This window comes from Streptococcus gordonii, from assembly GCF_001553855.1.
Taxonomy (GTDB): domain Bacteria; phylum Bacillota; class Bacilli; order Lactobacillales; family Streptococcaceae; genus Streptococcus; species Streptococcus gordonii.
Window position 1 is genome coordinate 152,614 of the sequence record NZ_LQWV01000002.1, and the last position, 12,269, is coordinate 164,882.

The window sequence follows — 12,269 nt, forward strand, 5'->3', positions numbered from 1 at the left end:
TTATGTAATGTTTTTTGCTTAATTAATGATTTGTCCCCATACTTAGCGTTTCTGGAAGAGTGCTGCCTCCATCAATTACAATTTGAGAACCGGTTAGATAAGAAGATTCATCACTACCTAGAAAAGCAAACAACTCGCCAACTTCTGTTGGTTTTGCCAATCTTTTCATTGGGACTGCTGAAGCAATATCTTGGATAGGTTCTTCTGGATTAATAGGATTAGATTCAAGAGCCATTTTTTCAACCATGGGTGTTCGAGCATAGCCTAATTGAGTACAGTTTATCCGAATATTTTTGTGGGCGTATTCTACTGCTAGTGCTTTTGTTAAACCAACAAGAGCTGACTTTGTCATTGCATAAGCCGCTTCCTCTGCATCTGCCACAAGGTCTCCAGTGACAGAAGAAGCTATGACGATTGAACCATATCCTTGTTTTAGCATAGGTTTTAAAGAAGCTTGGCAACTATTCCACACACCTTTAATATTGACGTCAATGTGCTGATCACGTATTTGGTCAGACATTTGATCAAATGGTGCCAAGCGACAAATACCAGCATTACAACAGGCAATATCTAGACTACCAAAGTTTTCAAGTGTTAGAGTGACTGCTTCTTCTAAGTCTTGTCTATTTCTAACATCACCTATAAAACTAATAATATCTTGATGGTAATCATCTCTTAACTTCTGAGCAGTTACTTCGACGTGAGGATCTAAATCAAAAAGACATAATTTTGCGCCATATTTGGCATAGACTTGAGCAATTCCTTCACCTAATCCAACAGCTGCACCAGTAATTAAAGCAATTTTTCCGCTTAATTTATCCATAGCTAGTAGTCCTTTCTAATAAACTTGATTGGCGTTGTCTTCACTTTTAGTTTAATACTTTGTGAAAAACTTGTCAAACTAAGGATGTTTTTTATAATAAAAAAATCAAGAAGATTTTACTTCTCGATTTAAATTTAAAAGATTTTTAACCCACTACAGCTTCAGCAATCTCTTGTCTGCTAATTCCAGCAAAGTAGCGGCTGATATCAATCATTTCAAGAGCTTTAAGGACATCTTCACGTTCGTATTTAACACCGCGCAGCACATCTTCTACTGCTGCTACGTCTTCAATACCAAAGAAATCCCCATAGATAATGTTGTTGAATCTAAGATTCAAGATATCAAAATCTATAAGGAAATATGGCATTTGCTTACGCCACCAGACCCAGTCATGAGCCACATCGTGGCCCCATTCAGCAAACCAAGCAGGAATCTGTTTATAATCAAAGGCTTTTTTCAGAGTGTAAAATGATGGCAATCCATCCGCCTCCCAAGCTCCATGCCCAGTGCAAACAATGATATCTGCCTGTCGATAACGATCAATAAACCAGCTATCATTTTGATTCCAAATATAGTCAGCTGGAGAATTCTGATAAACTGCTTCATCATTCCCATAATCACCTAAAAAATATCGTGCATCATAGACACCACTAAGAGCAATTACTTTATTAAAAACATCGGGATGTTGAAGAAAGAAATTCATAGCATGATAACCACCCATTGAACAGCCTGTCGTCATCATAGGATCAAACCAGCCCGTTTTATGTTTAATAAAAGGAATGGCTTCTTGGATGACATAGTGTTCATAAGCACGATGCATCTCTGCTCTATCGTGCGGGCTCTTCCAATCTGCTAACCAACTTTCACTATCAACACTGCTCAAAGTAAAAAATTGTACTTTACCAGCTTCTATAAAACCAGAGCAAGCATCAATCATGCCAAAGTCTGCATATTCATTATGACTTCCACCAGAAGAGGCAAAGACGAGAACAGGAAGACCAGAATGCCCATAGCGATTAACATACATTTCTCGATTAAGATTTCCACTCCAATGACTTAAAAATTCAACATGCATAATAGACTCCTTTCTTTGATACATTAAGATCATTTCCTATAGACTGTATTTACCACTGCTCACTTAAAAAACGAAGGCAATCAAGTAAATGTTCTGACCAAGCAATCTCGTTATGTTCGGCACCAGCCTGAATTTTTAAAACAAGATTGTCAATATCTATACCAGCAACTAAGAGCTGACGATAGTATTTAACAGATGAATCAATATAAGCTTGTTTTATATTACCAGCCATCAAGGTTTTATCCGTATCATCTGCCTCATCGGTTCCAACATAAATAAAGACCCGTTGATTCAGTTTAAGTGATTGACGCTTGATATAGCGATCAAAATCTTCTTGATGAAGCCAATTAGCGGATGAAAAAACACCGAGACAACCAATTTGGTCTTCATATTCAACACCCATAAACTGAGTAATATTGCCACCTAAAGAGCTCCCGATCATAGCCGTATGTTTGAAATCTGATTTGGTTCGATAATTTTCGTCAATAAAAGGTTTGACGACATCCATAACGAACTCAGCGTACTCACTTCCCTTGCCACCAAAAGAAACACCTGGAATATTCATTTCTTTATACTTCCACGCCGAGTATTCATTCATTCGATTGACTCCATCATTATCAATTGCGACGACAATCATTTTTTCTAAATCAGGATTGCGTTTGATAATTGGAATAATCTTCCAGGAATGACCGCTGAAAGACTCTTTACTATAAAGAACATTTTGTCCATCATGAAAATAAACAACAGGATAACTTTTTTCAAGATCCTCTGAGTAATTTTTCGGCAATAAGACTCGAACTCTACGTTTTGTCTGGCTATATGGGACAAGAAGTTCATGAGTTTTCATATCTAGGTAAAAATAAGATTTGTTCATTATCTGAAAACTTTCTATTTCCAATAAATTTTATCTATTATAACACAAAAAAAGAAAAAAAGTCAGGTTTTCCTGAACTTTTTTTAATTATATCTAATCAACGTACGTTTCTTCGTCTTTGTTCATCCAAGCATATGGAAGACCAATCAACAGACCACCACCAATTACATTACCAATAAATGTAATGCTGAAATGTCTTAAAACATTGAAAACATCAAATCCTTGGACCTGACTAGCAATCTTATTAAAAGCAATCAATGAGAAAGAGGCAAAGTTTGCAGCCAAGTGTTCGTTAGTCAAAAACACGAACATATATATAGCTGAAATGACGATCCACATTTTTGCTGTAGAACTCTTAATCAATAAGAATGATAAAATAGCAACATTTACAAAAATGTTAGCCGCAATAGCTTCAAATAAAACTACACTATTACCTCGGCTAAGCTTGTTTGCAACAACTGTCCCAACGAAGCCATCCGGTGTCAATCCAGCATAAGCCACTGTTTGGTTGAAAATCCAACCAATAATTGCCGCTCCAACAAGATTAAAGAAAGTACAGTACAGTAAAATCAGCAAGGCTTTATAAAACTTGATTTTTTTCAAAAAAGTTCCTGCAGTCAAGTACATCATGTTTGATGTTGTTAACTCAGCGTTTAAGAAGAGGATATATACCAATCCCCAAGCAAATATGAACGGAAACAGGAGGCGTCCAGAGCCTGGTACTATCTTGTTAATAACGTCTGCAGCAATTGCTCCTGCAGCAGTACTTAATGTTAAGAAAGCCCCAGCGTACATAGAACGAACAGCATACTTTGCTTTACTACTATCAAATAAGGCCTCTTTCTTCTGACAAGCAAATGCAACTTTTGTGATAAATGACGATTCTGCCATACTAATTTCCCCTTAAAAAATATTACGACCATTATATCATAAAATGAAGAATTACGAAATCGTTTTCTTAAATTTTAAGAGAAAAAAGAATTAGGATCTTTTCCTAACTCTTTTCCTACTTTTTCGTTTAACGATTCGCCCAAGCGACGTCTTCGTCCAATATTTCTTGACTAGTATACTGCTGACGATAAATATTATAAACAAGATCGCCACTGTATGCTTGCTGATAACTGGGAGTATCATATTGAGTCAAGTTATACTTTTCAATAATATAATTTAATTTTGCATTATAACTTGAATCTGTCGCATAAACACCTGTTAAAGCTGCTGTTGCATCTTGATAGCTAGTCGTATTGCTCTTCCAAGCATTCGCATAATAACCTTGGCGAAGAATTGCTACATAATCCTGTAAAGATTCATAATAACTTGGGTAAGAACGGAATTCTGCATCAATATTATATGCATTTCCTTGACCATCATCTTCCCAAGTAAGCATTGTAGCAGACTGGCCACCGTAGTGTCCTTTTACACCAAAAAGGTTGTAGTGAGGCGCTGAGGCCAGGCCTGAGCGACCTGAATTACTTTCAAGAATAGCTTGAGCGATCATTACAGAAGCGTATAAATCATTCTCCTGACCCAATTGACGAGCTGATTCAGCTATCTGAGAAATAAATACTTCAGTTGGATTATAGTATTGAACTGTTTGTTCCTCGTTAGCATCAACTGACTTTGTATTGTTTGCTAGTAAAGCACTAATCATAATAGCAGACATAAATACTGTCATCACTGCTAAAAGTGCACTCATTTTCTTCTTCATAGTCTTAACTCCTAAAAAATACTACAATAATTGTAGCATAATAAATAATGACATAAAATGCGAATTGATTACAATTTCATGACAGTTTTACTTTTTCTTAGTAAAAAAACAGAAGTACTCTTCTGCTTTTTTGTTATTCATTCACTTTTTCTAAGATAGCATCCCAAGATGCATCTAAACCAGTTTTATCTACTGATGAAAAGAGAATAAATGTATCAGCTGGGTCAAAATTTAGTTTTTTCTTGATAGCCGATTCATGTTTGTTCCATTTCCCACGAGGAATTTTATCCGCTTTTGTTGCTACAAGAATCACTGGAATTTCATAGTACTTCAAAAATTCATACATTTGAACATCATCCGCACTTGGATCGTGTCGTAAATCAACTAAACTGACTACAGCTCGCAGATTCTCTCTGCTGGTCAGGTATTCTTCAATCATTCTTCCCCATTTAGCACGTTCAGTCTTTGAAACCTTAGCATAACCATAGCCAGGAACATCAACAAACCGAAGTTTATCATCAATATTGAAGAAGTTTAACAATTGAGTTTTCCCAGGTTTCCCAGATGTACGCGCTAAATTTTTACGATTAAGCATCGTATTAATAAAACTTGATTTACCGACGTTAGATCTACCAGCAAGAGCGATTTCTGGAATATCATCTTGAGGATAGTGAGATTTATTAGCCGCACTCAGCAAAATTTCTGCATTATGTGTGTTAATTTCCATATTTTGACCTCAAGCAGTCTCTAAAATTGGTTTATCCGTACCATCAACGGCTTCCTTCGTAATTCTGACAAGTTTCACATTTTCTTTACTTGGAACTTCAAACATAACATCCATCATGGTTTCTTCGATGATAGAACGTAGACCGCGAGCACCAGTTTTGCGCTCAATGGCCTTGTTCGCGATTTCCTGTAAAGCATCATCATCAAACTCTAGTTTAACATCATCATAAGACAAGAGAGCTTGGTATTGTTTAACCAAAGCATTCTTAGGTTCACGAAGAATACGAACCAAGTCATCTACAGTCAGTTGTTCCAGAGCAGCAAAAACAGGCAAACGACCAATTAATTCAGGGATAATTCCAAATTTTTGAATATCTTCGGCAATAATAGCCTGCATGTAGGACTCGTTTTCATCAATAGCTTTGTTATTTTGACCAAAACCAATAATTTTCTCGCCCAAACGTTGTTTAACAATTTCTTCAATTCCATCAAAGGCACCACCAACGATGAAAAGAATATTTTTGGTATCAACTTGAATCATTTCTTGCTGCGGATGCTTGCGACCTCCTTGAGGCGGAACACTTGCTACAGTACCCTCGATAATTTTTAAGAGTGCTTGCTGTACTCCTTCACCTGATACATCGCGCGTGATAGAAACATTTTCACTTTTTTTAGCGATCTTATCAATCTCATCAACGTAGATAATTCCGCGTTCTGCACGTTCAATATTGAAATCAGCCGCCTGTAAAAGTTTTAAAAGAATATTTTCTACATCTTCTCCGACATAACCAGCCTCTGTTAATGCTGTCGCATCAGCAATCGCAAATGGCACATTTAAACTTCTAGCCAAGGTTTGAGCAAGAAAAGTTTTTCCAGAACCCGTTGGACCGATCATTAAAATATTTGATTTTTGTAATTCAACATCGTCTTCTTCGCGACTGTCATGAAAATTAATACGCTTGTAGTGATTATATACCGCTACAGCTAGCGCTCTTTTAGCACGCTCTTGGCCGATGACATAATGGTTTAGAATATGCAATAATTCTTGAGGTTTTGGAACCTCTGACAAGTCAGCTAAGACTTCTTCGGCCAATTCTTCACGGATAATTTCTTGCGCTAATTCTACACACTCATTACAAATAAAAGCGTTATTACCTGCAATAATCTTTTGAACTTCATCTTGGTTCTTCCCACAAAATGAACAATATACCATCATCTCTTCATTACGATTGGTAGGCATAATACTAGTCTCCCTTTAATATATATTCGTCAAATTAAAATAAAGTCATATAAAAAGCGTGAATACTATTCACTAAATTTGTAAAGGCATTAAGCAAAAATAAAATGGACAAACCATACCGCCTTTTTCTAAAAGTTTGTACGGAACAAACAAGGCAAATGGCGCACAAAAAGGCCGTAAAAACCCCAAAAACACTTCTTTCCACTTTTTATGAACCCTTTCTTTCTAGAACTTTCACGGTAAAATCATACAAATTCTTGTCATCTTTAGGATGAAATTGGCTATTGACTTCTCTAAATGCTGTTAAGTCAAAATCCTTTGGAAAATAAGTATCACCCTCAAAACTAGCATGAATTTCAGTTTTAATAATTTCATCTAAATGATGCTGAAATAAGGAAAAAATTTGACCACCGCCAATGATATAAAGATTTTTTTCCTGTTCCTGATACCATTTTAAAACAGAAGGCAAGTCATGATAAATTAAGACAGATTCATTTTCAACAGTATAATTCGGATCCTTAGTCAGAATAAGACTTGTCCGGTTTGGTAAAACACGCTGATCCATACCATCGAAAGTCACTCTTCCCATTAATATAGCATGACCGGAAGTAATTTCTTTAAAATGCTTTAACTCTGCTGGTAAATGCCAAGGTAGGGATTGATTTTTTCCAATCAGTCCATTTTGATCTTGTGCCCAAATCGCCGCAATCTTTTTAGTCATTTCATAATCCTTTTAATTGATATTTCTATTCTATCAAAAAATATAAAAAAAGACTTGATTGGACTACCACTTCTCTTCATTTATTTCCAACTGAAAACAGATAAAAATTCGATAACCATTGAGGTTATCGAATTAAACTTCGGATTTAAGATTTATTTTTTTTAGCCTTCATGAATAGAATATAAACTACCAAAAGAGCTAAAACTCCAAATGCAGAAATATATAATACTGTAGAATCTGATTTTTTATGTTCAACAGAAGCAGTCTCCGTCTCTGTATTATCAGTATTAGGATCTACATCACAAGCATCTCTCTTTTTTGACTTTTCCTCTGTAGCAGTCTCTTCACCACTTGTTTGAGTTTGCTTATTTTTAGGTCCCTTTCCATGGCAGCGAAGAGCAAGAGAATGCCGTTTCTCTCTTAAAGTCTTCTTGTGATTTCGAGATTCAATCTGTTTTGAACCTTCAAGCACTTCAACTGAAGATTGCTCTCTCTTCTCTACTCTCCAGTGATTTAAGCGAACTTGATCATCAGCTTTGACTTCTGCTACTTGGAAGAATAAGACAAGAATTGCAAGTAAAGCGATAGATAATGCAAGAACCCAAGATTGTTTTGGTCTATGCATCTTTAAAAAACCAGCTATCATATTAGCACCTCCGAAGGTAAGCGTTTGCAATAGTTATATCTATTGTCATTATACCACTTTATATCTTTCCTGCAATTATTTGCTACGAAAGAAAAATCCCACCGAAAAACTTCGATAGGAATTATTGAAATTAAATTGCTAAATCAAATTTGAGCTGAGGTTTAACCGGCTCATAGTCTAATAACTCAAAATCTTCTGCTTTAATATCGAAGAAATTGGTCCCGTCAGGCACATTTAAAACGAGATGTGGCTGACAGTCGCTAGGTTCTCGACGCAACAGCTTCTCCGCCTGCTCGAACTGGTTGTCATAGATGTGCAAGTTATTGATAAAGTAAAAGAACTTGCCTACCTTCCAGCCAAAATGCTTGGCAATCATCATCTGCAAAGCCACATACTGCATAGCATTAATATGGTGAGCAACCAGCATATCATTCGAACGTTGAGTCAGAGTCGCATCCAGATAAATGTCTCCATCTACACGCCGAACGTCAAACATGGTTTGAAAAGCGCATGGGAGCAAGCCATCTGTTTCTTCAAAAGCTTCATAATCCCAGAGAGAGATGATATTGCGACGATTCCAAGGATTAGCTGCTAGTTGTTGGAGAATTTTATTGATAATATCATGCTTCTTGACAACCGCTCCGTAACGCTGACCAATGGTACCCGTATCGCCAACTTCCCAATCATTCCAGTAGTGAACATTATACTTGTCGTTGAGCAGTCCTAGACTATTAGACTGGTCTTGATAGATCCAAAGGACCTCCTTGATGGCAGACTTAATGGCAATAGGGCGCAGAGTCGTGATTGGGAATTCTCCTTTGCTCAAATCGTACTCAGCAAAAGAACCAGTGATATATTTGGAATTGGCCACATTTCCATCCTTGTAGCGAGGACGAGCATTTTCAGAGAATACTCCCTCTTCTAAAATTTTTCTAATGTTTTCTTTAAAAATCGTATCAGCTTTTGTCATTAGATCTCCTTCAACAGTAAACAACTTCTAGTATTATAGCAAACTTCCCACAAAAACTCTCCCACAGAGTCTGCAGGAGAATAAAATGGATTTTAAAATTATTGAAGAACCAAGGATGCTGCACCGATAACACCAGCATCATTTCCTAGAGTTGCCAAAGCTAATTTTGTTGATGTACGAACCTGAGGGAAGGTATTTTCGTCATAAACTTTTTGAATTCCCTCTAACAAGAAAGGTCCAGCAGCTGATACACCGCCACCGATAACAATCGTAGATGGATTAAGGATTGATCCAATATTCGCGCAAGCAATTCCTAGGTAACGAGAGAAGTTTCTATAAACGATAAGGGCTAACTCATCATCTTCTTTCGCTAAATCAAAGACTGTTTTAGCTGTGACGTCTTCTCCATTATCGATGAGTTTCTTTAATTCAGCCTCACCAGCGTACTCATCAGCATAACGACGAGTTAAGTTGACAATACCTGTTGCAGATGCAACAGTTTCCAAACAGCCCTTCTTTCCGCAAGTACATGGAATCGGCTGATCAAAATCAACAGTAATATGCCCAAGCTCTCCTGCTGCACCAGCAACGCCATGGAGGAGTTTACCTTCAGCGACAATACCGCCACCTACACCGGTTCCTAAGGTCATAAAAACAACATCAGGCTGATTTTCTCCAGCTCCCATCCAGCGTTCCCCCAATGCTGCGACATTTGCATCATTGTCGATAAAGAATGGGATCCCAGTAGCTTTTTCAATTTTTTCTTTTACGGGTTGCAAAGTTTTCCAGTTTAGGTTATAAGCACCAATAACGGTACCTTTTTCACGATCTACCACTCCAGGAGAACCCATTCCGATTCCCAAGAAATGATCTGCAGTTAGCTGAAGCAAGTCCAAACGATGAAGAATAGATTCAATCATATCATCAACGATATGGCTTCCTTCATCTAAAATATTTGTTTTTATAGACCATTTTTCTTGAATTTGTCCTTCTTGAGTTAAAATTGCAAATTTGATGGAGGTACCACCAAGGTCAATACCAATGATTTTTTTAGACATTGTCCTCTCCTCTGATTCTTTTATTCCACCCCATTATATCAGATTTTTTTCAAGAGCAAAAGGTTTGCATAAAGAAAATATAAAAAGAGTCCTTAAAGACTCATAATTAGTGTCAAACTCTCTGTTCTTTTATCTTATTCCTTTGGCAAAAAACTGTTTGGAGCTAAAATTCTCTCATTTTCTCCACAAAAAGTCTATTAAAAGCTGGTCTACTTCAGAGTTCTCGTGCAATCTGCTATGCTGGCCTCCTCGCCCAGATATTTTGACTTCCTTATAGGATTTAGCATGATTGATTAGCAAATATTTTAGCGCTTTTGATGAAATGTTTAGGACTGATCCATCTGTATTTCCACCAATATCACCATAGATATTCAGAACGTCTATTTGTTTATCAGGATAAACCTCTCTTAATCCAGTAAGTTTTTGATATTGTTCATTCATTGCAGAAGGCTGTCCTGTTTGAGGATCTAAGGTCAAGTTTGATGGAAGATTCCAATTCTCTAGACCAGCTACATGATTCGCCAAATTAACCTGCTTAGTCAATTTAGGTAGATTTTCTTCACTTCCGTATTCTAAAAGATAATAAAGAATGGACATATTCCCCATAGAATGCCCCACCATCTTCATTTCTTGAAATCCATAAGCTTGCTTAAGTTTTTCTACTACTGCTTTAGCATATGCTGCATCTTGTAAATAGTCGGGATTTCTGTTGTCCTCATATTGAACCATGATAATTGGATTGATTGCACCTTTGGGAATACGACCTCTTAAAGTGACCTGCCCTTTTCTGTCAACGTTCGCTTGAATAATTGTTTTTGTTACACCAGCCTTTCTAGCTGATTCTGTCATATGCCTTTCCGCATTAGCACTGGAGCCATAACCGTGAAAGAACAAGGTTGGGGTGGTAGATTGAATGAATTTACTTGAATTTAATTTTGAGCTTTGATTTGACAAAGTGAAGAATACTAAAAAACTAAAAATGATCATTAGTAAAAAAATAACAATAAATTTCTTTTTCATTTATGTCCTCTGTCTTATTATTTGAAGAAAATTATATCATGTATCAACCAGTGTTACAAGAAACTTTACCATAAAACATTTCCGACTTCAAAATGCCAAAGAAGGACTCCATCATACCGTTATCTGGACTATTCCCCTTGCGTGACATGGATGGTTGAATTCCCTTACTCTCTAGAAACTGATGATAAGAATCATGTTGGTATTGCCATCCTTGATCGCTATGGAGAATTGTATTTTCGTAATGCCCCACTGTGAAGGCTTATTCCAACATGGTTTTTACTTGTGCTAAATTCGGTGACGTAGAAAGATTATAGGCGATAATTTCGCTATTAAAGCCATCTAAAACTGGTGATAAGTAGAGTTTTTGACTTCTATTTGGAATAGCAAACTCTGTTACATCGGTGTAGCACTTTTCCATTGGTTTGGCTGCTTCAAACTGGCGTTAAATAAGATTTTTTGCTTTCTTGCCAATCTCTCCTTGGTAAGAAGAATACTTCCGTTTACGACGAATTCGATCACTTAAACCAAGAACTTTTATCAAACATTGGACCTTTTTATGATTGACCGTATAACCACAATTCCTTAATTCTAAATGGATTCGACGATAGCCATAGTTGCCTTTATGTTCACTATAAATGGCTTGTATTTCATCCTTCAGCTCTTTATCCTTATCTGGTTGCCCCAGCTGTTTCAATTGATAATAATAAGTTGAGCGAGCTAAACGAGCCGTTTCAAGAAGTAAATCTAGTCGAAATCCTCCTGAAACCATTTCTCTAACTGTCTCTGCCTTTCTCGCTCTATGGCTTCGTCCCTGTCTTCTAGCTCTTTTAACTTTTTTAGGAAGGCCACCTCGGTACGTAGCGTTCATTCTCCTCTTGAAGTCGCTCTAGTTCAGTCATTTCTTCCCAAGTTTTCTTGCGTTTACGTCCCATTTTAGCTGGTCTCCCTCTTATTTTCTCAACAACAGTATACCCGTTTTTCTTGTATTGCACCAGCCAGCTAGGAAGCATCACACGATTTGGGAGAGCATAATCCAGAGAAACTCCATCTTGCGAACGGCCTTCACATAGGACTTTATCAATGATTTCTTCTTTTAATTCAGGAGAATAGTAACGATTCTTCCCCTTTTTAACGATCTCTATTCCATAGCGATCAATCAATCGGATTAAGTACTCAAGATTTGAAAGGTTCATTCCATATTTTTCTGAAAGTCGCTTTAATCTGACTCCTTGTTTTCTAAGATCGTATATCTGAACTTTGTCCTCATAAGTTAATCTTATAATAAAATACCCCAAAAGTTAGATTTTTTCTGTCTAACTTTTGGGGTGCAGTTCAATCCGAATCGCTTTTAAACTTAACTCAATCTGTCGAATAGGGAGACATTGATCCCTGTCTTAATCTTCTTCAG

The 12,269-nt window shown here is 36.8% G+C and carries 12 protein-coding genes and 2 pseudogenes; all 14 read right to left on the reverse strand.

Going from position 1 to position 12,269, the window contains the following annotated elements; translation table 11 throughout:
* Window positions 1–22 precede the first annotated feature (22 nt).
* Window positions 23–823 (reverse strand): SDR family oxidoreductase UcpA, encoded by an 801-nt coding sequence (gene ucpA, locus AWH02_RS02010; protein ID WP_060553605.1) that lies wholly within the window; start codon window positions 821–823, stop codon window positions 23–25.
* 145 nt (window positions 824–968) lie between these two features.
* A complete protein-coding gene (locus tag AWH02_RS11240; protein WP_223358695.1) occupies window positions 969–1,160 on the reverse strand; it encodes a lipoate protein ligase C-terminal domain-containing protein in 192 nt (63 codons plus the stop codon).
* A pseudogene (locus tag AWH02_RS02015) lies at window positions 1,161–1,898 on the reverse strand (esterase family protein); the annotation flags it as partial.
* 49 nt (window positions 1,899–1,947) lie between these two features.
* The gene (locus AWH02_RS02020; protein ID WP_060553604.1) at window positions 1,948–2,772 is read right to left on the reverse strand and encodes an alpha/beta hydrolase; all 825 of its coding nucleotides are present in this window, start codon (window positions 2,770–2,772) and stop codon (window positions 1,948–1,950) included.
* 93 nt (window positions 2,773–2,865) lie between these two features.
* On the reverse strand, window positions 2,866–3,663 hold the full coding sequence (locus tag AWH02_RS02025; RefSeq protein ID WP_060954898.1) for a formate/nitrite transporter family protein: 798 nt from the start codon (window positions 3,661–3,663) through the stop codon (window positions 2,866–2,868).
* Window positions 3,664–3,790: 127 nt separating this feature from the next.
* Window positions 3,791–4,480, reverse strand: a complete 690-nt coding sequence (locus AWH02_RS02030) for a glucosaminidase domain-containing protein (protein WP_012000547.1) — start codon at window positions 4,478–4,480, stop codon at window positions 3,791–3,793.
* Between the two features lie 133 nt (window positions 4,481–4,613).
* Complete coding sequence (gene yihA, locus AWH02_RS02035; protein WP_048779982.1) at window positions 4,614–5,207, reverse strand: ribosome biogenesis GTP-binding protein YihA/YsxC; 594 nt, start codon at window positions 5,205–5,207, stop codon at window positions 4,614–4,616.
* A 9-nt stretch (window positions 5,208–5,216) separates the two neighbouring features.
* The gene (gene clpX / locus AWH02_RS02040) at window positions 5,217–6,446 is read right to left on the reverse strand and encodes an ATP-dependent Clp protease ATP-binding subunit ClpX (protein ID WP_008808666.1); all 1,230 of its coding nucleotides are present in this window, start codon (window positions 6,444–6,446) and stop codon (window positions 5,217–5,219) included.
* 208 nt (window positions 6,447–6,654) lie between these two features.
* Window positions 6,655–7,167 (reverse strand): dihydrofolate reductase, encoded by a 513-nt coding sequence (locus AWH02_RS02045; protein ID WP_060553602.1) that lies wholly within the window; start codon window positions 7,165–7,167, stop codon window positions 6,655–6,657.
* Between the two features lie 145 nt (window positions 7,168–7,312).
* Window positions 7,313–7,813: a hypothetical protein gene (locus AWH02_RS02050; protein ID WP_060553601.1), complete on the reverse strand. Its 501-nt coding sequence runs from the start codon at window positions 7,811–7,813 to the stop codon at window positions 7,313–7,315.
* 130 nt (window positions 7,814–7,943) lie between these two features.
* Window positions 7,944–8,783: a thymidylate synthase gene (locus tag AWH02_RS02055; RefSeq protein ID WP_060553600.1), complete on the reverse strand. Its 840-nt coding sequence runs from the start codon at window positions 8,781–8,783 to the stop codon at window positions 7,944–7,946.
* A gap of 98 nt (window positions 8,784–8,881) precedes the next feature.
* Complete coding sequence (locus AWH02_RS02060; protein WP_060553599.1) at window positions 8,882–9,841, reverse strand: ROK family glucokinase; 960 nt, start codon at window positions 9,839–9,841, stop codon at window positions 8,882–8,884.
* Between the two features lie 174 nt (window positions 9,842–10,015).
* Window positions 10,016–10,861: an alpha/beta hydrolase gene (locus AWH02_RS02065; protein WP_060553598.1), complete on the reverse strand. Its 846-nt coding sequence runs from the start codon at window positions 10,859–10,861 to the stop codon at window positions 10,016–10,018.
* Window positions 10,862–10,928: 67 nt separating this feature from the next.
* Window positions 10,929–12,141: pseudogene (locus AWH02_RS10600) on the reverse strand (IS3 family transposase); the annotation flags it as partial.
* Window positions 12,142–12,269 lie beyond the last annotated feature (128 nt).

Coding starts and splice junctions, on each gene's coding strand:
- ucpA (WP_060553605.1), bottom strand. CDS start 823: ATGGATAAATTAAGCGGAAAAATTGCTTTAATTACTGGTGCAGCTGTT.
- AWH02_RS02020 (WP_060553604.1), bottom strand. CDS start 2,772: ATGAACAAATCTTATTTTTACCTAGATATGAAAACTCATGAACTTCTT.
- AWH02_RS02025 (WP_060954898.1), bottom strand. CDS start 3,663: ATGGCAGAATCGTCATTTATCACAAAAGTTGCATTTGCTTGTCAGAAG.
- AWH02_RS02030 (WP_012000547.1), bottom strand. CDS start 4,480: ATGAAGAAGAAAATGAGTGCACTTTTAGCAGTGATGACAGTATTTATG.
- yihA (WP_048779982.1), bottom strand. CDS start 5,207: ATGGAAATTAACACACATAATGCAGAAATTTTGCTGAGTGCGGCTAAT.
- clpX (WP_008808666.1), bottom strand. CDS start 6,446: ATGCCTACCAATCGTAATGAAGAGATGATGGTATATTGTTCATTTTGT.
- AWH02_RS02045 (WP_060553602.1), bottom strand. CDS start 7,167: ATGACTAAAAAGATTGCGGCGATTTGGGCACAAGATCAAAATGGACTG.
- AWH02_RS02050 (WP_060553601.1), bottom strand. CDS start 7,813: ATGATAGCTGGTTTTTTAAAGATGCATAGACCAAAACAATCTTGGGTT.
- AWH02_RS02055 (WP_060553600.1), bottom strand. CDS start 8,783: ATGACAAAAGCTGATACGATTTTTAAAGAAAACATTAGAAAAATTTTA.
- AWH02_RS02060 (WP_060553599.1), bottom strand. CDS start 9,841: ATGTCTAAAAAAATCATTGGTATTGACCTTGGTGGTACCTCCATCAAA.
- AWH02_RS02065 (WP_060553598.1), bottom strand. CDS start 10,861: ATGAAAAAGAAATTTATTGTTATTTTTTTACTAATGATCATTTTTAGT.